We start from the raw sequence: 19,988 nt of genomic DNA, 5'->3' as shown, positions 1-19,988 counted from the left end.
GCCGATGTCCACGCCCATGCTTCTCGGCGCCCGCGCGATCCTCGCGGCCGGCGTCCTCGCCTGCCTCGCGGGGCCCTGGCTGTTCGACGCCAACAGCCTGACGGTGCTGACCGAGTTCTTCATCGTCGTCACGCTGGCCTTGATGTGGAACCTGCTCGCCGGCTACGCCGACATCATCTCGGTCGGCCAGCAGGGCTTCGTCGGCGTCGGCGCCTACGCCTTCTTCGGCTTCACCGCGCTTCTCCACATGAGCGTGTGGGCGGCGGTTCCGCTCGCGGCGCTGACGACGCTGCTGATCGCCGTGCCGGTGATGGCGGTGATCTTCCGCCTGCGCACCGCCTATCTCGCGGTCGGCACCTGGGTCGCCGCCGATGTGCTGATGCTGATCGCCGGCAAGCTGCCGGGCTTCGGCGGCGGCTCGGGCACCAGCCTGCCGATCCCGGTGGTCAAGCAGTTCGGCGCGCGCCTCGGCGACCGAATCGACATGTTCTACGCGCTGAGCCTCGGGCTGGCGCTGATCGCCTTCCTCGCCACCTGGGCGCTGCTGCGCTCGCGCATCGGCCTGGGCCTGACCGCCATGCGCGACAACGAGGAGGCGGCGGGCTCGTCCGGCGTCGACCTCGTCAGGACCCGCATCCTCTGCTTCCTGTGGACGGCGCCGTTCCTCGGCCTCGCCGGCGTGATGACGGCGCTGGAAAAGCTGCGCGTCGCCCCGACCGCCTCGTTCAACATCACCGACTGGACGATCGACATCATCTTCATCGTGGTGATCGGCGGCATCGGCAGCCTCGAAGGGCCGATTCTCGGCGCCATCCTGTTCTTCCTGCTCAGGCAATGGCTGGCCGATTTCGGCGCGTGGTACCTGATTCTGCTCGGAGTGATCTCGATCGGCGTCATCCTGTTCGAGCCGAAGGGCCTGTGGGGCGCCTGCCGCCGCTGGGGCTTTCCGGACATCCTGCCGGCCGGCCATGCGCCCGGGCCGGGCGCGCCCGAGCGTGTCGCGGGCCCGGACGCGCAGGAGGCCCCGGCCGCGAGGACGGTGGGCTGAGGGCGCGTCCGCGTCGGCCGATTGTGGTTTTTCAACGGCTGCCAATCGGTCGCAATGATGCTAAGCCGGTGGACGGGAGCGGTCGCTCGAGCGGGCGAGGCCGTCCCCGAAGCGACAACCCTCATGGGGCGACGAGGCGATGACAAACATAAGATGGCGCATCGTCGCGCTTTTGTTGATTGCGATCATTATAAATTACACCGATCGCGTCAATCTCTCCTATGTCGCGCCGACGTTCATGAAGCAGTTCGATATCGGCCCGGGGGAGATGGGGATCGTCCTGTCGGCGTTTCTTTGGACGTATTTTCTCGTCCAGATCCCGCTCGGGCTGGCGCTGGATCGGGTCGGCGTCCGCTGGCTCTATGGCGCGGCCGCGCTCGTCTGGGGCGGCGCCACCATGCTGACCGCGACCGCCGGCGGCCTCGGCTCCCTGGTCGGCTGGCGCGTGCTGCTCGGCGTCGGCGAAGGGCCGGCGTTTCCCGCCACCACCAAGGTCATGGGGATCTGGGTCGCCGACCAGGAGCGCGGGCTCGCCGCGGCGATCGGCGGCGTCGCCGGGATTCCGATCGGCGTCTTCGTCAGTTCGCCGTTCGTCGGCTGGCTGCTCTGGGCGTTCGGCTGGCGCATGATCTTCGTCGTCACCGGCGCCATCGCCATCGCGTGGGCGATCGTCTGGCTGCTCTATTATCGCAATCCGGAAGACCATCCCGGCGCCAACGCGGCGGAACGCCGCTTCCTCGTGGAGAACATCGCCAAGGCCAGCCGCGGCGACACGGGCGCCAAGCCGAGCTGGAAGCAATTGCTGTCGAACAGAAATATCCTGGGCCTGTCGCTCGGCCACGCGGCGATGCTGTTCAACCTCTACTTTCTCATCAGCTGGCTGCCGACCTATCTGATCCAGCAGCATCACCTCACCGCGCTCAACACCGGCCTCTACGGCTCCATCCCCTGGCTGTTCGGCCTCGTCGGCGTCATCGTCGGCGGGCGCGGGTCCGACATCCTGATCAAGCGGGGCTGGCCGATCGTCAGAGCGCGCAAAGTGTTTCTGGTCGCCGGCATGGCGCTCGCGATGGTCTGTCTGCTGACGGCCTATGTCGACTCGCTGACCGCGGCGATCGCATGCCTCTCGGTGGCGGTGTTCGGCATCTTTCTCACCAACAGCGTCGTGTGGGCGGCCAACGCCGAAGTGTCGCCGCTCCATCATGAAGGCGTCGTGGCGGCGATCGAGAACTGTTTCGGCAATATCGGCGGCCTGCTGGCGCCGATCATCGTCGGATTCCTCCTCCAGGCGACCGGCTCGTGGGTGATCCCCATGGCCTCCGCCGCGGTCGTCGCCCTGCTCGGCGCCGGCGTTTACCTGTTCATGCTCTCGGACGAGGCGCTGTTCGCAAGATCCGCGGCGTAGCGCGCCGCGCGCCTCCGACAATTCTCTGCTAGGCTTCCGGGCGATGACAGCCGATACCGAGCCCGCGACGGGACTGCTCGCGCGCCAGCGCATCCTGGCGCTGGTCCACACCGGCGCGGTCGCCGCGTCGGCGCCCATCGAGCATGGCCAGTTGCAGCCGGCGAGCCTCGACCTCCGGCTCGGCGCCGAGGCCTTTCGTGTCCGCGCGAGTTTTCTGCCGGGCAGCGGGGCGAGCGTCCGCGAGCGGCTGACGAGCCTCAATCCGGAAAGGGTGTCGCTGGAGAGGGACGGCGCGGTGCTGGAAAAGGGCATCGTCTACATCGCGCCGCTGATCGAGCGCCTCGCGCTCCCGGCCGGGGTGTCGGGCGCCGCCAATCCCAAGAGTTCGACCGGCCGGCTCGACATCTTCACCCGCCTGATCGTCGACGGCTCGGACGCGTTCGACGCCGTGCCGGAGTCCTACGCCGGGCCGCTGTGGGCGGAGATTTCGCCGCGCAGTTTTTCGGTGCGGGTGCGGCAGGGGACGCGGCTCAACCAGTTGCGCTTCCGCGCCGGCGGCGCGGCGCCGCTCGACGCCGAGGCGATCAGGGGCCGGCACGAATCCCGCGCCCTCGTCGACCGGCCGCTCAGCGTTCGCGACGGCCTGATCGTCCATGTCGGCCTCGCCGGCGAACCGGGCGAGGTGGTCGGCTATCGGGCGATCAAGAACAGCGACGTCATCGACGTCGACCGGGTCGCGGGCTACGCCGCCGCCGACTTCTGGGAGCCGATCCTTGCGCGGCAGGACCGGCGGCTGGTGCTCGATCCCGAGGCGTTCTACATCCTGGCTTCGCGGGAAAAAATGCAGATTCCCGCCGACCTCGCCGCCGAGATGGCGCCGATCGACCCGGCGATCGGCGAGTTCCGCGTCCATTACGCCGGCTTCTTCGATCCGGGTTTCGGCCAGGGGCCGGACGGGCGCCCCTCGGCGCGCGCGGTGCTGGAGGTGCGCTCGCGCGACGTGCCGTTCCTGCTCGAGGACGGGCAGCCGGTCGGGCGGCTGGTGTTCGAAAAGCTCGCCGACGCCGCCGACGAACTCTACGGCGCGGGAGAAACGTCCAACTACCAGCACCAGGGGCTGAAGCTGTCGAAACATTTTCGCGGCTAGGGCGCGGGACGAGGCCGCGTGGGTTGAGCCGGGTCACGACTCTCTGTCTTTCCGGCGCTCAAATCCCGCGGGCGGCCCTTGCGAGCCGACCGCGGCGTCGTCGCCAAACTAGTTGCTTGGGCCCTTGGCCGCCGCCTCGGCTTCGGCCATCTTCTTCTGCATCTCCGCCTTGATCGCGTCGAGACTGAAGCTCGCCCCCCGCTGCATCGGCGGATAGTCGATGAAGGTCTGGAGTTCCTTCGCGATCATCTGCTGGACGAAGACGAAGCGCCAGAACTGGAACTTGAACCAGTCGAAGTACTGCTGTGAGCCGTCCTTCGTGCCGTTGGTCGGCCAGCCCGTGCGCTCGAACGGATCGAGGCGCAAATTGGTGATGTAGGGAACGTCCGGATGGGTCTTCTGGCCGAGCCAGCCGTCCGGCTGGTCGATGAATCGGAACTTGTAGTCGTCGATGCGCACCGCGCCGATCGTGCTCTCGCCGAGATAGTAGATCTCGTGCCGATTGGACGGCCCCTTGCCGGTGATCGCGGCCACCTGGTCGTAGCCGTCGAGATGGTTCTTGTAGGTCCGGTCGCCGATCGTCTTGCCCCTCAGCAATTCGTCGGCAATGTTCGGATTGCCGGCGATGTCGGCGAAGGTCGGCAGCCAGTCGAGCCCTGAGACAATCCCGTTCTGCACGGCGTCAGAGGGCACGTGACCGGGCCAGCGTAGCAGCGCCGGCACCCGGAAGCCGCCCTCGAGCACCGTTCCCTTGGATTGAGCGAACGGCGTCTGACCGCCGTCGGGCCAGGTGAACTGTTCCGTTCCGTTGTCGGTGGTGAAGAGGACGATGGTGTTGTCGTCCACGCCCAGGTCCGCGAGCTTCTTCATCACCAGCCCGACGTCGTCGTCGAGCTGCGCCATGCCGGCTTCTTCTTCGGACCAGCCGTTGTCCGAATTGCGCAGCGCCTCGTATTTCGGCGAGAGGTGCGTGACGATGTGCATGCGCGTCGGATTGAGCCAGACGAAGAACGGCTTGTCGTCCTTCTTCGCCTTGTCCATGAAATTGATGGCGAGGTCGCGAATCTCGTCGTCCACCGTCTCCATCCGCTTGGGATAGAGCGGACCGGCGTCCTCGATCCTCTGCTTGCCGATCTTGCCCCAGCGCGGCTGCTCGGTCGGATCGTCGACGTCGGTCGCCCAGCTGTGGATCATGTTGCGCGGACCGACGACATTGAGAAGGTTTTGCGGATAATTGGGGTGCGCGGGGTCTTCCATCGCGTCGAGATGGTAGAGATAGCCGAAGAACTCATCGAAGCCGTGCACGGTCGGCAGGAATTCGTTCCTGTCGCCGAGGTGATTCTTGCCGAACTGCCCGGTCGCGTAGCCCATGGACTTGAGCACGGTCGCCATGGTCACGGCTTCGGCCGGCAGGCCGATAGATGCGCCGGCCTGGCCGACGGTGGTCATGCCGGTGCGGATCGGCAGTTGGCCGGTGATGAAGTTCGCGCGACCCGCCGTGCAACTCGCTTCGGCGTAGTAGTCTGTGAACAGCATGCCTTCCTTGGCGATCTTGTCCAGGTTGGGCGTCCTGCCCGCCATCATGCCGCGGTGATAGGCGCCGATATTATACATGCCGATGTCGTCGCCCATGACGACGACGATGTTAGGCTTTCTCTCCTGCGCGTCGGCGCCCGCTCCCGGCAGCGCGACGGCCATGGCGACGCCGAGACCGATGGCGACCGCCCTCAAGGTCTGCCTGAATATCATGCGTTCCTCCCCTGCGCGGCCTCTCGCCGAACCGATCTTCGGCTCCCGGGCGGCAGGCAAGCGTAATAGACCGCCAATTCTGGAAACGCCACTTTCCATGATCAGGGGGATCACAGATCAATTTTCGCTTCGAAGGGTGGGCGCTCGTCAATTCAACATTTCGGCGAGTCTTCATCGACGGGCGCTCCGGCCAGACTCTGCGCCTCGGTTGAGGACAAGGCAGGTCCGGCGCGGGGCGGGAAGCGCGCGGGGCGGCGTTCCGCTACCGCGGCTGAGCGCTCGCCACGCCGGCGCTGCGCGGAATGAACGAACCTGTCACGTTCTGTTCGGTCAGATCGATCACCCATGCACGATTGGAATCCTCGACAAAGGTTATCTCGACGCCGATGTGCCCTTCGCCTCGCCAGCGAACGACGCCTTGCCCCGCCAATGCGTTGCGATCGGCAGCGAATTCCAGCTTCAGTCCGATGGTCTCGCCCCGTGCCACGGCCAGGGTCGAGCGAATGTTGAACCCTCCGTGCCCGAACGCAATCAGACCTTGATTCTTTGCGCTCTCGACGCTGGCGAAAACAGCCGTGAGATTTTGCTCCGGGACGATGGCGAAGGGCTCGCTCCATCGCGCCTCCTTGCCGGTCAGGCACGTCTTTACCGCAAAGACGAGGGCCGCGCGGGCGATTGGCTTCGCCAACTTCCTGTGAATGCCGAGGTGGCAGGACTCGCGTTCGTCGATGTCGCTATCGCCGCTGATAAATATGATCTTGGGAAAATACGTCTGAAGTTGTTTCACATGCTTGACCAGCTCGATACCATCCATCTTCGGCATGCGAATATCGGATATCAGCATATCGACCGGCTCGTTCTGCAGCAGCGCCAGCGCCTGTTCGCCGTCTTCGGCGGTCAAGACACGGCAGCCCTCCTGCTCGAACCATCTCTTGAAAATCGAGAGCAGGCGAACTTCGTCATCGGCCACGAGAATGCTCGCGTCTTTCAGGCGCATCCAGCGCTCCGATGACGAACAAGCGGCAGACACAGAGAAAAACAGGTGTTTCCGCCGCTTTCGCGCGCCTCCAGTGTCCCGCCATGGTCCTCGGCGATCTTCTTCGACACGCTGAGGCCGAGCCCTACGCCTTTGCCCACCGGCTTGGTGGTGAAAAACGGCTCCATGATTCGTTTCTTCAACGCCTCGGGGATCCCTTTTCCACTGTCGATAACGGAGAGGGTCACCTGGTCGTCATTGGTCACGACCTCCAGGCGAACCCACTTGTCTCCCGTCTGCGCCTGCGCGGCGTCGAACCCGTTTTGCAGCAAATTGACGAGTATTTGTGAGAACTGCACCTCCCGGCACAGAATTCGCAACTCCGGATCGATCGGCGGGACGTCGAGTTTGACCGCTTCATCGCGGAATCGCGCCCGGCACAGGACCAGCGTCTGTTGGACGATCGCGCTGATCGAGGCTTCGTCGAAGGGGTCCGTTTCGCCGTCGCGCGCGATATGCCGCAGGCTCCGGACGATTGTTGCAATTCGATCGGCATATTGCGCGATCTCCCCGCCGCACCGCGCCGCCTCCCCCGGCGCCGAGAAACCCTGTTCGGCAAGATCGCTGGCCAGAGCATGAATGACGGCGAGGGGATTGTTGATCTCGTGCGCGATCCCTCCCGCCATTTCGCCAAGGGCCGAAAGCCGCGACGACGTGGTCATTTTCCCGCAAAGCACCGCCTCCGCCGCCCTGCGGTCGCTGATATCCTGAATCTGCGCGACAAAATGGCTCGGCGCGCCGTCACAGGCGCGAATCAGGGAGACGCTCACAAGGACCCAGACCACGCCGCCGCTCCGGACGCGATATCGTTTCTCCCTGTCGTAGTGATCGGTCTCGCCGTGAAGCAGCGCTCGCACGTGAGCGAGGTCGGCTTCCAGATCATCGGGATGGGTGATGCTCCGACACGTGGTTTGCAGAAATTCGCTTTCCGTATAGCCAAGCATCTTGCAGAGCGATTGATTGACCTTGGTGAATGTCCCATCGATGGACACCAGCGCCATGCCGTGCGCGGCGGTTTCGAAGGCGCCGCGGAACTGCGCCTCGCTTTCAGCCAGCAATTGCCGGGTCCGCTTCGTTTCGATTTCAGCCTGTTTCATGTCCTGGATGTCGGTGCATGTCCCGTACCACTTTGTGATTACGCCGCTCGCGTCGAGGAACGGGACGCCCCGCACCAGCCACCAGCGATAGACGCCGTCCGCGCGCCGCAGTCGGCACTCCAGGGAATAGCCGCCGCCACAGGTGACGGCGTTCCGCCAGGCGTCCCAGGCCCGTTGCCGGTCGTCGGGGTGAAAGGGCTTGGTCCAGCCATCGCCATAGCTTTCTTCCAGGCTGAGCCCCGTGTAACTGACCCATCTCTGATTGAAATAGGTGTTCCGGCCATCCGCTTCGGTGCTCCAGACGACCTGGGGCATGGCTTCGGCGAGTTGGTAAAGCTCTCTTTCCCTGGCGATCAGCGCTTCGTCGATCCGGACCCGTTCGGTGATGTCGCGCGCGATCGTGCAAACGCCGGCAATATGGCCGTGACTATCCAGAATCGGGGAAACGGTCATCGAGACGTGAACGCTTGCCTGGTCTTTCCGCAGCCGAACGGTATCAAATGGCTCGACCCGTTCGCCGTGCCGGATTCGCTCAAAAATAAATGCTTCTTCGATAAGCCGGTCGTCGGGCAAGATACGATGGATGGATTGTCCGATCATCTCGGCTCTTGTATAACCAAGTATTAATTCGGCGCCTCGGTTCCACCCGCGAATGACGCCATCGAGAGATTTCCAGACGATTGCATCGCTGGTTGAACTGACAATTGCGTGAAACAGAGCGTTTACGGCAAGCGCGGTTCGACTCGCCGAGAGAGAACGTATATTTGTGCCGGTTTCATTGCCGTTGGGCCGCCGGGGGCGGCCCACGGTGGATGGCATCCGGCCCGTTATCACTTGCATAATGTTTCCATCCTGCCGGTTCAAGTCGGGAGATGTGCGGCCACCATGTCGGCGCAGGTCGAAGGGATCTCAAATTAAAGTCGCATCTTGTAAGGCTGTGGTCATAGAGACTGGTGTTAAGTCAACTATATTTTTTAATTGTCGGCGTAAAATTACTCAAACCTATAATATCACTTATGTTGCCACGAAAAGCATTCGACTTGTCGACCCGGGCGATCGTCGCCAGACAGGAGAGCAAGGCGACGAGAGGGGTGAGTTTCAGACGCGCCAACAGCGTTGCGATCTGCATCGCTTGTCCTCGTCCGCCGAGGCGTTCGACCCGAGGTCGATGCGCGCGAGCGCGGACACAACCGCTCCCCATGACGGCGCCGTCCGCGTCGCGTCGTGTGCGTCCGTCTCCGGGCGCCGCTCGCCCTCCGCGGCGCCGGGTGACGGACGAGAGTCCGGCGCAGCGGGCTCTCGATGACGGTTCTACGACCGTTCGTCACATTTCGCTTGGCGGTCGCGGCGGTTTTCCTGTAAGAGCATCCGGTGGCGCGGCGCCGAGAGGCCCCGCGCCGCGAGTTTTTCTGGCCGGCGCCTTCGTGGCCGGCCGATCCCAAAACCTCACCGGAAACGGCGGCATGACCAACCCGTTCGCATTCATCCAGCAGGTCCGCGCCGAGGCGGCGAAGGTCGTCTGGCCGACCCGACGCGAGACGCTCATCACGACCGGGCTCGTGCTGCTGCTCGTCGTCTTCTCCAGCCTGTTCTTCACGGTCGTCGACGAGGTCCTGCGGGTGGCGGTCGGCCTCGCGCTCGGCTTCGGCCGCAGCGGCTGACGCGCGCCCCATTTCGGAACCTGAAAACCATGACCATGCGCTGGTATATCGTCCACGCCTATTCCAACTTCGAGAAGAAGGTCAAGGAATCCATCACGGAACAGGCGGCCCAGCGCGGCCTGACCGAGAAGTTCGAGGACATCCTGGTCCCGACCGAGAACGTCGTCGAGGTGCGGCGCGGACGCAAGATCAACACCGAACGGAAGTTTTTCCCCGGCTATGTGCTGGTGAAGTGCGACCTCACCGACGAGGTCTACCACCTGATCAAGAACACGCCGAAGGTCACCGGCTTCCTCGGCGCCGACAACAAGCCGATGCCGATTTCCGATTCCGAGGCCGACCGGATCAAGGGTCAGGTCGCCGAGGGGGTCGAGCGGCCGAAGGCGGCGATTCGCTTCGAGATCGGCGAGAACGTCAGGGTCGCCGACGGGCCGTTCGCCTCGTTCAACGGAACGGTCGAGGAGGTCGACGAGTCCCGCTCGCGCGTCAAGGTCGCGGTGTCGATCTTCGGCCGCGCGACGCCGGTCGACCTCGAATTCGGCCAGGTCGAGAAGGTCTGACGGGAGCGGCGGCGTCTCGCCGCCCGCGCTCCTCCATCGACTCGGAGGTTCGATGCAACCGGCGCAGCACGCGCTCGACGAGGCGGTCCGCCTCGTGCCGCTCGGCGAAGGCTGGCACGCCGGCGCGACTCAGCCCGCTTACGCCAACATGGCGGGCCCGTTCGGCGGCGTGACGGCGGCGGCGCTTTTGAACGCGGTCCTCGTCGATCCGCGCCGCCTCGCCGATCCGATCGCGCTCACCGTCAATTTCTGCGGCGCGATCGCCGACGGCGAATTCGAGATCGAGACCAAACTCCAGCGCGGCGGCCGGACCACGCAGCACTGGTCGATGGAACTGAAGCAGAAGGGGGTGGTCTGCACCACCGCGAGCGCCGTCTGCGGCGCCCGCAAGCCCGTCTGGTCGCACTATCCCGTCAAGGGCCCGACCGCGCCGCCGCGCGAGACCGTCGCCGAGATGAGCAAGACCGGGCGGCCGGAATGGACGCGCCGCTATTCGTTCCGCTTCGTCGAGGGCGACCTCGACGGCTATCCGCGCAGCGACGGGCGGATCCTGAGTCCACGCAGCCTCGCCTGGATCGAGGACGCGCCCGCGCGGCCGCTCGACTTCCTGTCGCTGGCCGCGCTCTCCGACGCCTTCTTCGTGCGCATCATGCACGCCCGCGGCACCTTCCAGCCGATGGCGACGGTCTCGCTCACCACCTATTTCCACGTCGGCGGCGACGAACTCGCCGCCGCCGGCGCGACCCCGCTGATCGGCGAGGCCGACGCCGCGATCTTCCACAATGGTTTTGCGGATCAGACCTGCGCCCTCTGGACGCCCGACGGACGGCTCGTCGCCAACGGCGTCCAGATCACCTGGTACAAGGAATGAGCGCGGTTCCGGCGTAACAACCGCCTCGCTCGCGCCGAAAAGTCAGCGCTGATAGCAGTCCGGGCCTGCGTCGGCTCCGTATCCAGGCCGCGAGGAGTTGGCTCATGCATGTCGTCCGCCGAAACGGTTGGGAGATTCCGGAGCGTCTGGCGACGCCGGAGGCGTTGTTTCTCGACCGGCGGGGCTTTCTCGCCGGGCTCGGCGCCGCCGGCGCGCTCGCGCTCTCCGGCCAGGGCGCCCGCGCCGACGACGCCGATCCGTCGGCGGGGCTCTACCCCGCCGCGCGCAATCCGGCCTACGCGCTCGACCGCGACGTGACCCCGGAAAAGTACAATCTCACCTACAACAATTTCTACGAATTCAGCACGAGCAAGCGCCTTGACGCGAGCGCCCTGAAGATCCGGCCGTGGACGGTCAAACTCGACGGCCTCGTCGAGAAGGAGCAGACGGTCGACATCGACACGCTGATCAAGGCGATGGGGCTCGAGGAGCGGCTCTACCGCCACCGCTGCGTCGAGGCCTGGTCGATGGCGATCCCGTGGACCGGATTTCCGCTGAAGAAGCTCGTCGCGTTCGCCAAGCCGCTGTCTTCGGCCACCTACGTCCGGTTCGAGACGTTCCTCGACAAGAAGATGGCGCCGGGGCAGCGCTCGTTCATGCCGTGGCCCTATGTCGAGGGGCTGACCATGGCCGAGGCGACGAACGACCTCACGTTCGTCGCCACCGGCGCCTATGGCAAGCCGCTGTCGAAGCAGCAGGGCGCGCCGATCCGCCTCGCCACGCCGTGGAAGTACGGCTTCAAGTCGATCAAGTCGATCGTCCGCGTCTCGTTCGTCGACAAGCGGCCGGAGACGTTCTGGGAGACGCTCGGACCCGACGAATACGGCTTTTGGGCGAACGTGAACCCGGCCGTGCCGCATCCGCGCTGGAGCCAGGCGAAGGAGACGTTCCTCAACGACGGGCAGTTGCGCCCGACGCTGATCTACAACGGCTACGGCGACCAGGTCGCGTCGCTCTACAAGGGCCTTGAGCAGGAGCCGCTGTTCATGTGACGGTCCGCGCCGGCGCACCGCCGCGGAACGCCGGCGCGGCTGCATATATAGTCAATAGATAGGATAGTGACCCTCGCGCTGATCTTTCTTTTCAGTCTATTCACAGTGTAAACCGTACGAGACTTGATTTCCGCCCGACCCTGTGTCAGGAGTTCGGCAGGTGGAATGCAACGCCGGTCCTTCGGAGTCGGCGTCCAAATAATCGTAAAATCTTTTTCAAACACGACACGCGAGGCGTGAGCGAGGTTGCATGAGCCGCGAGGTCATTCTTGGGGACATCAGGGAGATCATGGCGGACGTGTTCGACATGGACGTCGACGACGTCGTCGTAACCCCCGACACGACTGCCGACGACATCGAGGAGTGGGACAGCCTGAGCCACATTCGGCTGATCGTCGCCGTCGAGCGCCGGTTCAAGGTGAAGTTCACCAACGCCGAGATCGAACGGTTGCGGCGGGTCGGCGATCTGGTCGCGCTGGTGGAGGCCAAGCAGCCGGCCTGACCGCGTAAGCATGAGAACCTCGGTCGTCGTCATCACTTTCGGAGGGCGCGGATGTTGAAGTCGTTGAGTTGGCTCCGACCCGCGCCCGGCGATTTTCGCGATCAGGCGCGCGCGCTGCGGAGCGAGATGCGCGGCGGGCGCGGCGACGACCTCGGCATGAGGCTCTATGCGCTCGCCAATCATGCGCTGGACGAAAACCAGCTCGTGAGCCTCGCCCGGCTCGCCGCCGGGGCTTGCGACGCCGGCGCCGCGCCCGCGCCGTTCAGCGCGGTGAAACTCGGCGTGTTCGGGGACGGCACGCTGTCCCTCATCGCTCCGGCGATCGCCGGAACGGCGCTCAGGCACAGGCTGGCGGTCGACACCTTCGTCGGCGAATTCAATCGCGCGGCGCTCGACGCGCTCGACCCGTCGGGCCCGGTCCGGTCGGCCGGCCTCGACATGGCGCTGATCGTCAGCGACGCGCGCGTCCTCGGGCTCGACCGGCCGGCGGCTTCGCGCGCGGCCGCGGACGAGACGGTCGAGCGCGCGTTCGGGCAGGTGCGGAGGACGGTCGAGGGCCTGAGGCCGTCGATCGGCTCGGCCATTCTCGTCCAGACGGTCGCGGCGCCGCTCGAGCCGCTGTTCGGCAGCTACGACCGCATCGAGCCGGGCTCGCCGCTGTCGATGACCGCGGCCTTCAACCGGCGCGTCGCGGACTGGGCCGCGGACGGCGGCGTTGTGCTGGTCGACGTCGCGCATCTGGCCGAATGCGTCGGCCTCGAAGCCTGGGACGACCCCGGCCAGTGGCACGCCGCGAAGCTCGGCTTCGCGCCCTCGCTCCTGCCGGTCTATGCCGACGTGGTCGCCCGCGCCATGGCCGCGGTTCGCGGGCTGTCGCGCAAGTGCCTGGTGCTCGACCTCGACAACACCCTGTGGGGCGGCGTGGTCGGCGACGACGGCCTCGGCGGCATCGTGATCGGCCAGGGCTCGGCGACTGGAGAAGCCCATCTCGCCGTGCAACGCATGGCGCTCGCGCTCCGGGCGCGCGGCGTCGTGCTCGCCGTGTGCAGCAAGAACGAGGAGGCCGCCGCCCGGGCGCCGTTCCGCGAGCACCCGGACATGCTCCTGCGCGAGGACCATATCGCGGTGTTCCAGGCCAACTGGACCGACAAGGCGGCCAACCTGCGCGCCATCGCCGAGACGCTGAACATCGGCGTCGACGCGCTGGTGCTGCTCGACGACAACCCGGCCGAGCGGATGCAGGTGCGAAGCGAACTGCCGCTCGTCGGCGTGCCGGAGCTTCCCGACGACCCAGCGCTCTTCCCGCGCATGCTCGCTGCGGCCGGCTATTTCGAGGCCGTGTCGGTCTCGAAGGAGGACCGCGCGCGCGCCGAGATGTACCAGGCCAACGCCCGGCGCGCCGCGGCGCTCAGCGCGAGCGCCGACGTCGGCGCCTACCTGGCGTCGCTCGAGATGGCGTGCGCGATCGGCCCCGTCAGCGAGATGACGCGCGCCCGGGTGGCGCAGCTCGTCAACAAGTCCAACCAGTTCAACCTGACCACCCGCCGTTGGTCGGAAGGCGAACTCGCCGCCGCGATCCGCGATCCGGCCCGTCACGTCGCCCAGGTCCGCCTCGTCGACCGGTTCGGCGACAATGGCGTCATCGCCGTTCTGATCGCCGACAAGGGCCCCGACGCCTGGGCGATCGACACCTGGCTGATGAGTTGCCGCGTCCTCGGCCGGCGCGTCGAGGAGGCGTGCCTGGCGCATCTCGCGGGCGCGGCGCGGGCGGCGGGGGCGCGCGCGCTGATCGGCCGTTACATTCCCTCGCCCCGGAACGCGATCGTCAAGGATCACTACCGGAACCTGGGCTTCGCGCTCGAGGACGAATCCGGGGGCGCGACGACGTGGCGGCTCGATCTCGACCGCTTCGTCGCGCCGGCGCTGGAGATGACGGTCGCCGACGGCTTCCTCGCGCCGGAAAACGCCGCGGCATGACGGCGCCGCACGCCGCCTCGCTCGACCTGACGCTCGCGGGCCGGCCGTCGGCGCGGGCGCTCGCCGGGATCGCGCTCGCCGCCTGGCCGGAGCACGAGAAGTTCCTGCTCAGAAGCTTCGGCCAACGGTCGCCAGCGGTGCTCGACGCCAGCGAGACCGTGTCCGCCGCGATCCTCAAGCTGATCGCCGGCGAGGAGGCGCGCTTCGGCGAGGATTATCGCTGGACCTGCGACCGGCTGCGCGAGGAGGAGATCTTCTTTCATCGCGAAGGCCGTTACCGCCTGTCGACTTTCGCCGAAGCCCACGCCGAGGTCTATTCGAACGACGTCTACATGGGCCGCTACATGCGCGGGCTGTTGCTGACGCAGGCGCTCTGGTTCAACCACGCGGCGACGACGGAAATGTTCCTGGCGCGCGTGCTCGGCGCGATGGAGGGGCCGTTCGACTATCTCGAGGTCGGCCCGGGCCACGGCCTGATGACTGCTTTCGCGGCGGCCTCGCCCCTTTGCCGCTCGCTCGAGGCCTGGGACGTGAGCGCGACATCGCTCGAAGAGACCCGGGCGGCGCTGAAGAAACTCGGCGCGGCGAAGCCCGTCGCCCTCGTCCGCACCGACATCCTGCGGGCCGAGCCGGCGCAGCGGCGCTTCGACCTCGTGGTCATCTCGGAGGTGCTCGAGCATCTCGAGGCGCCGGGAGAGGCGCTGCGCTTCCTGCGCTCGGCGCTGTCCGAGCGGGGGCGCATTTTCGTCAACGTTCCGATCAACAGCCCGTCGCCGGACCACCTCGCCTTGTTTTCGTCGCGGGAGGACGTCGTCGCGCTGGTCGAGGGCGCCGGGTATCGCATCGACCGGATCGAACTCTACGCCACGCAGGGCAGGCCCGTGGAAACGGCCCTGGCCCAGAAGATCAGCGTGTCGGCCGCCGTCGTCGGCCGGCCCGAGTGAGAGGGAGGCGGCGCGTGATCGAGACCCCTGATCCTGGGTTCGTGCAAGGCGCGGGGCCCGCCACCTCGGCGGTCTGGAATTCGGTGGTTTCCGTCTGGCCCGAGCACGAGAAATTCCTGCGGGCGAGCTTCGCCGGGCGTTCGCCGGACCTGCTCGACACGACCGAGGTCATCGCCGACCTGCTGGCCCGCGTCTCCCGCGCCAGCGGAAAAAGTCTGGAGTCCTTCGCCGCAGACTATCGCCACCTTTGCGAAAAGATCGTCTATCCCGAGGAATTGCACTTCGCGCGCGAGGGCCGCTATCGCCTGACGACGTTCGCCGAGGCCGACCGCGAGGTCTACTCGAACCCGGCCGTGATGGGCCCGTACATGAACGGCCTGTTCGTGTCGGACGCGCTGTGGTTCAACCACGCCAGCGCGATGAACGACTTCGCGAAGGTGTATCTGCCGCGGGCGGCGCCGGGCGGACGGCATCTCGAGATCGGCCCGGGTCACGGCATGCTGCTGCATCTGGCGCTGCGGTTCGGGTCCTTCGCGAGCCTCGCCGCCTGGGACGTGAGCGAGACCTCGGTCCGCCATGTCCGAAGCGTTCTCGCCACGCTCGGGCAGTCGGATCGCGTCGACGTCAGGTTGATGGACCTCGCCTCGGATCGCGCGCTCACCGAGAACCGCGGGCGCTTCGACACGATCGTGTTCAGCGAAGTGCTCGAACATCTGGAACGGCCGGATTTGGCTCTCGAGCGCATTCGCGACCTGCTGGCCCCCGACGGCACGGTGTGGATCAACGTCCCGGCCAACGGCCCGGCGCCGGACCATCTGTATCTGCTGCGCTCGCCAGCCGAGGCGGAAGAGGCCGTGCGCTCGGCGGGCCTCGAGATCGTCCGCGCCGCGGCGTTCCCGGTCGCCGGCGCGACGCTCGACCGGGCGCTGCGCAAGCAACTGCCGATCAGTTGCGTTCTGACGGCGAAGCGGGCGTAGCGGGTGCTGTTCAACTCGTTTCCCTTCCTGTTCGGCTTCCTGCCGCTCGCCCTGGTCCTGACCTACTGGGCGGGCCGGCGGCCGACGCCGACGCTCGCCAAGGCGACGCTCGCGGCTCTCTCGCTCGGGTTCTACGCCTGGTGGCGGCCGGTCTATCTGTGGCTGCTGCTGTTCTCGATCGCCTTCAACTACCTCGTTGGGGACCAGATCCAGAAGGCGGTCGCGGCGAAGCGGCAGCAGGCGTCGCGGCTGTGGCTCACGGTCGGCCTCGTCGTCGACATCGGCATGCTCGGCTACTTCAAATACGCCAATTTCTTCGTCGACAACGTCAGGGCGCTCACCGGCGCCGACTGGACGCTCGACCATATCGTCCTGCCGCTCGCGATCTCGTTCTACACCTTCCAGAAGATCGCCTATCTCGTCGACTCCTCGCGCGGCGAAGCGCGTCGGATGAGCCTGCTCGACTTCACGCTGTTCGCCGCGTTCTTCCCGCAACTGATCGCTGGACCGATCGTGCACTACAAGGAGGTCGTTCCGCAGCTTCAGGGGCCGCTGTTCGGCCGTCTGATCGGGAGGAACCTCCTCGTCGGACTGGCGATCATGGCGATCGGCCTCGCCAAGAAGACCGTGATCGCCGACACCGCGAGCGGCTACGCGGACCAGCTCTTTCTCGTCGCCGACAAGGGCGGCGCCGTCGATTTCGTCTCCGGATGGCTGGCGGCGATCCTGTACACCTTTCAGGTCTATTTCGACTTCTCCGGCTATTCCGACATGGCGATCGGCCTCGGCCGGATGTTCGGCGTCAAGCTGCCGCTCAATTTCCATTCCCCGCTGCGCGCGGCCAACATCGCCGACTACTGGCGGCGCTGGCACATGACGCTGCAGCGCATGATCTACGCCTATGTGTTCCAGCCGCTGTCGCTGTCGCTGATCCGCTCGACCTGGCGGCTCGGTCTCTCCGGCTGGGGCGCGTTCGCCGTCAGCGTCGGCCTGCCCACCTTTCTGACCTTCGTCATCGTCGGCGTCTGGCACGGGGCGGGATGGACCTTCGTCCTGTTCGGCGTCATGCACGCCGTCTACGTCAGCGCGTTCGAGATCTGGCGCGAGCGCCGGACGAAGCTGCAGCGGCGGCTGCGCAAGCTGGGCAGGAAGCTCGCGGAGCCCGGACCCGCGCGACGCGCGGCGGCGCGGGTCGTGACGCTGGTCGCCATTCTCGCCGCCAATGTGGTGTTCCGGGCGAAGACGGTCGGCGCCGCGGCGACCGTCTGGACCGGCATGGCGGGCCTGCGCGGCGGGTTCGCGAGCGCGCCCGCCTGGGACGTCGCCGCGACGGTCGTCGTCTGCGCCGCGATCGTGGCCTTCTTTCCCAACACCCAGCAGATCATGTCCCGCTTCGATCCGGCCTACAACTGGAAGGAGTGGAGCGACGTCGCCCGGCCGCCGATCGCCTTCGCCTGGCGGCCGAACACGGTCGGGCTGATCGCGCTCGGCGTGGTCCTGTTCCTCGGGGTGACGTTCATCCAGCGCGGGCAGGCGGTGTTCCTGTACTTCAACTTCTAGGGCGTCCGATGGTCCCGCTCAGAGCCTTCCGGAAGATCCTGGTCGTCCTCGCCGTGGCGCTCGCCTCGGCCGCCGTCGCGGCCTTCCTGCCGGACGACCCCTACCAGCGCTGGCAATTGCTCGACGGCACCATTCACGCCAACGCGCGCTGGATCTACGAGCGCATCCACTTCGATCCGAAGCCGATCGATGTCGTGTTCCTGGGGCCGTCGCGGATGGGGGCGGGGGTGAACGCGCCGCGGCTCGCGCAGGCGCTCGAGGCGCGCGGCCTGCCGTCGAACGTGGTCAACTTTTCGCTGCCCGAGACCGGGAGAAACATCAACTGGGCGGTCGCGGAACAACTGTTCGCGGCGAAAAAGCCGAAGCTGCTCGTCCTCGGCGTGATCGAGAAGCCGTCCCGTTACGGTCATTCGGCGTACAAATACCTCGCCCGCCGCCGGGACATCGTCGACCCGGGCTATCTCGCCGACGTCAACTACGTCTCGGACCTGATCTACCTGCCCTTCCGGCAGATGCGCCTGTTCGGCGCCGGCTGGTTCCCGGACGCGTTCGGCCTCGCCAGGCGATTCGATCCCGCCCGCTACCGGGGACCGTCGGTCGACACGACCGGCAGCCTCGTCCTGCCGGACGGACACGTCAAGGACGGCGAGAATCCGGCGTCGCACGACGAACTCGTGCGCGGCGTCAGAAAGCTCGAGGGCGGAAACCACCCGCCGTTTCTGCCGGCGAGCCTAGCCGACGTGGAGTTCGGCGACGAGCGCCACTATGTCCGAAAGATCGCGGAGATGGCGCAGAAGAACGGCGTCCGGGTGGCCTTCGTGTTCCTGCCGTATTACACCGGCCCGAGCGCGCTCGCGGACGTTCAGGAGCGGACGCTGTACGAGCGCTATGGCCCGGTGCTGAACGCCGGATTCCTGTCCACGCACGCGGAATGGTACGCCGACTACGGACATCTCACCCGTCACGGCGCGGAGGTGCTGACCGACTGGCTGGTCGGGCCGGTCGCGCAATGGCTCGGGGAGGCGGGAACATGATCGCCGGACTGCCGCTCCATCACGTCGGCATCGTGCAGCCGAGCGAGGAAGACGCCTTTGCGATGATGGCGACCCTCGGCCTCGAGGAAGACTATCGCGGCTTCGTGCCGCAATGGTCGGCTCTGTGCATCTTCGCCAGGGCGGGCAAGGGGTCGCCGATCGAGTTCGTCGTCCCGCGGGGCGGACCGCTCGAGCGGTTCAACAAGGGCGCCGGCGGGTTGCATCACATCGCCCTCGAGGTTGCCGACCTCATGGCGACCATGCGCGACTACGAAGCCCGAGGCATGACGTTTCTGGAGTCCGAGCCGGTCAAGGGCGCGGGCCCGTTTCTCTGCAATTTCCTGCGACCCGCCGCGACCCGCGGGGTGATCGTGGAATTCGTCCAGTTGCTCTGACCGGGCCCGCCGATCAGTAGCGCCAGCGCTGCGCGGCGGCGACCAGGAAGTCCCGGAACGCCTGCACGCGCGCGACGTTCTTCAGTTCCTCGGCATAGACGAGGAAGCAGTCCATCTCCGGCATGTCCGCCTGCGGCAGGAGCCGCACCAGATTCGAGCCGGCCTGCACGACATAGTCCGGCAGCACCGCGACGCCGACGCCGTTCTCGACTGCGCGCGCCATGGCGCTGAGGTTGTTGACGGCGATGTGCGGCGTGCGCGGGTTCTTTGGATCGCGCCCGAGCGAGAGCAACGAGTTCAGGTCATAGAGCAGATGCGTCGCGGTCGCCGCGCCGAAGGCGACGAGATGGTGATGGTCGAGATCATCCACCTTGCGCGGCTGCGGATGTTTCTTGAGGTAATCGGCCGAGGCGTAGGCGTGGAAATGCACGGTGAACAGCCGGCGGCGGATCAGGTCGGGCTGGCTCGGCTCGCGCAGCCGCAGCGCCACGTCGGCCTCGCGCATGCCGAGGTCGAGATCCTCGTCGGACAGCAGCAGCTGCAGCTTCACCTCCGGATAGAGATCGACGAATTCGCCGAGCCGGGGCGCGAGCCAGTTGGCGCCGAGGCCGAGGGTGGTGGTGATCCGGAGTTCGCCGGTCGGCTTCTCGCGGCTGTCGATCAGGCGGCTCCTGACGGCGTCGAGCTTGAGCACCACATCGCGCACCGCGCCGAGCAGCATCTCGCCCTGCTCGGTGAGGATCAGGCCGCGCGCGTGGCGGTGAAACAGCGGCGCGCCGAGGTCGGCTTCGAGCGCCCCGACCTGCCGGCTGACCGCGGACTGACTCAGGCCGAGGGTCTCGCCGGCGTGGGTGAACGACCCGGCGTCGGCGGCGGCCTGAAAGATACGCAACTTGTCCCAGTCCATGACGTTTTCCAAAGAGCCCTGCCGGTCGCATCGTCGCGGGGAGCGTCGTCCGGCGCGCGCCCTTTC

Annotated in this window: 19 protein-coding genes; 14 read left to right on the top strand and 5 right to left on the bottom strand. The window is 66.5% G+C overall.

The window, feature by feature from the left end:
• The first annotated feature begins 4 nt into the window (after window positions 1–4).
• The 3 genes from DFR50_RS03085 (at window position 5) to DFR50_RS03075 (ending at window position 3,600) form a co-directional block, all read left to right on the top strand.
• Window positions 5–1,048, top strand: coding sequence for a branched-chain amino acid ABC transporter permease (locus DFR50_RS03085; RefSeq protein ID WP_113887716.1), 1,044 nt, complete (start codon window positions 5–7; stop codon window positions 1,046–1,048).
• Between the two features lie 139 nt (window positions 1,049–1,187).
• Window positions 1,188–2,453: an MFS transporter gene (locus DFR50_RS03080; RefSeq protein WP_113887715.1), complete on the top strand. Its 1,266-nt coding sequence runs from the start codon at window positions 1,188–1,190 to the stop codon at window positions 2,451–2,453.
• A gap of 43 nt (window positions 2,454–2,496) precedes the next feature.
• Window positions 2,497–3,600, top strand: a complete 1,104-nt coding sequence (locus tag DFR50_RS03075) for a 2'-deoxycytidine 5'-triphosphate deaminase (protein ID WP_113887714.1) — start codon at window positions 2,497–2,499, stop codon at window positions 3,598–3,600.
• A 108-nt stretch (window positions 3,601–3,708) separates the two neighbouring features.
• Here the strand turns inward: DFR50_RS03075 and DFR50_RS03070 are convergent, their stop codons facing one another.
• The 4 genes from DFR50_RS03070 to DFR50_RS31850 all read right to left on the bottom strand — a co-directional run bounded on the left by DFR50_RS03070 (window position 3,709) and on the right by DFR50_RS31850 (window position 8,611).
• The gene (locus DFR50_RS03070) at window positions 3,709–5,349 is read right to left on the bottom strand and encodes an arylsulfatase (protein ID WP_113887713.1); all 1,641 of its coding nucleotides are present in this window, start codon (window positions 5,347–5,349) and stop codon (window positions 3,709–3,711) included.
• Between the two features lie 262 nt (window positions 5,350–5,611).
• The gene (locus DFR50_RS03065; protein ID WP_113887712.1) at window positions 5,612–6,346 is read right to left on the bottom strand and encodes a response regulator; all 735 of its coding nucleotides are present in this window, start codon (window positions 6,344–6,346) and stop codon (window positions 5,612–5,614) included.
• Window positions 6,337–8,301, bottom strand: coding sequence for a PAS domain-containing sensor histidine kinase (locus tag DFR50_RS03060; protein ID WP_245427278.1), 1,965 nt, complete (start codon window positions 8,299–8,301; stop codon window positions 6,337–6,339). The genes DFR50_RS03065 and DFR50_RS03060 overlap by 10 nt, the downstream gene beginning before the upstream one ends.
• 142 nt (window positions 8,302–8,443) lie before the next feature.
• On the bottom strand, window positions 8,444–8,611 hold the full coding sequence (locus DFR50_RS31850) for a hypothetical protein (RefSeq protein WP_170153029.1): 168 nt from the start codon (window positions 8,609–8,611) through the stop codon (window positions 8,444–8,446).
• A 334-nt stretch (window positions 8,612–8,945) separates the two neighbouring features.
• Between DFR50_RS31850 and secE the strand changes: the two genes are divergently transcribed.
• The 11 genes from secE (at window position 8,946) to DFR50_RS03005 (ending at window position 19,015) form a co-directional block, all read left to right on the top strand.
• Window positions 8,946–9,143: a preprotein translocase subunit SecE gene (gene secE, locus DFR50_RS03055; protein ID WP_113887710.1), complete on the top strand. Its 198-nt coding sequence runs from the start codon at window positions 8,946–8,948 to the stop codon at window positions 9,141–9,143.
• A 29-nt stretch (window positions 9,144–9,172) separates the two neighbouring features.
• Entirely contained in the window at window positions 9,173–9,703 is a 531-nt protein-coding gene (nusG, locus tag DFR50_RS03050; protein WP_113887709.1) for a transcription termination/antitermination protein NusG, read from the top strand.
• Window positions 9,704–9,755: 52 nt separating this feature from the next.
• Complete coding sequence (locus DFR50_RS03045) at window positions 9,756–10,574, top strand: acyl-CoA thioesterase (RefSeq protein WP_113887708.1); 819 nt, start codon at window positions 9,756–9,758, stop codon at window positions 10,572–10,574.
• Between the two features lie 104 nt (window positions 10,575–10,678).
• Window positions 10,679–11,626: a protein-methionine-sulfoxide reductase catalytic subunit MsrP gene (gene msrP, locus DFR50_RS03040; RefSeq protein WP_113887707.1), complete on the top strand. Its 948-nt coding sequence runs from the start codon at window positions 10,679–10,681 to the stop codon at window positions 11,624–11,626.
• A gap of 250 nt (window positions 11,627–11,876) precedes the next feature.
• Complete coding sequence (locus DFR50_RS03035; RefSeq protein WP_113887706.1) at window positions 11,877–12,128, top strand: acyl carrier protein; 252 nt, start codon at window positions 11,877–11,879, stop codon at window positions 12,126–12,128.
• A gap of 51 nt (window positions 12,129–12,179) precedes the next feature.
• A complete protein-coding gene (locus tag DFR50_RS03030) occupies window positions 12,180–14,105 on the top strand; it encodes an HAD-IIIC family phosphatase (protein ID WP_113887705.1) in 1,926 nt (641 codons plus the stop codon).
• Window positions 14,102–15,049 carry a class I SAM-dependent methyltransferase gene (locus tag DFR50_RS03025; RefSeq protein WP_113887704.1) on the top strand — a complete coding sequence of 316 codons (948 nt, stop codon included), beginning with the start codon at window positions 14,102–14,104 and terminating at the stop codon, window positions 15,047–15,049. The genes DFR50_RS03030 and DFR50_RS03025 overlap by 4 nt, the downstream gene beginning before the upstream one ends.
• Before the next feature lie 14 nt (window positions 15,050–15,063).
• Complete coding sequence (locus DFR50_RS03020; RefSeq protein WP_147262642.1) at window positions 15,064–16,026, top strand: class I SAM-dependent methyltransferase; 963 nt, start codon at window positions 15,064–15,066, stop codon at window positions 16,024–16,026.
• A gap of 3 nt (window positions 16,027–16,029) precedes the next feature.
• Window positions 16,030–17,586 (top strand): MBOAT family O-acyltransferase, encoded by a 1,557-nt coding sequence (locus DFR50_RS03015; RefSeq protein WP_113887702.1) that lies wholly within the window; start codon window positions 16,030–16,032, stop codon window positions 17,584–17,586.
• Window positions 17,587–17,594: 8 nt separating this feature from the next.
• Window positions 17,595–18,620, top strand: coding sequence for a hypothetical protein (locus DFR50_RS03010; RefSeq protein WP_113887701.1), 1,026 nt, complete (start codon window positions 17,595–17,597; stop codon window positions 18,618–18,620).
• A complete protein-coding gene (locus DFR50_RS03005) occupies window positions 18,617–19,015 on the top strand; it encodes a VOC family protein (RefSeq protein WP_170153028.1) in 399 nt (132 codons plus the stop codon). The genes DFR50_RS03010 and DFR50_RS03005 overlap by 4 nt, the downstream gene beginning before the upstream one ends.
• 13 nt (window positions 19,016–19,028) lie before the next feature.
• Here the strand turns inward: DFR50_RS03005 and DFR50_RS03000 are convergent, their stop codons facing one another.
• A complete protein-coding gene (locus DFR50_RS03000; protein ID WP_113887699.1) occupies window positions 19,029–19,922 on the bottom strand; it encodes a LysR family transcriptional regulator in 894 nt (297 codons plus the stop codon).
• Between the last annotated feature and the right edge of the window lie 66 nt (window positions 19,923–19,988).

The sequence above is a fragment of the Roseiarcus fermentans genome, from assembly GCF_003315135.1.
Classification (GTDB): domain Bacteria; phylum Pseudomonadota; class Alphaproteobacteria; order Rhizobiales; family Beijerinckiaceae; genus Roseiarcus; species Roseiarcus fermentans.
Note: the sequence above shows the minus strand (reverse complement) of the source record. Positions and strands in the feature narration are given on the sequence as shown.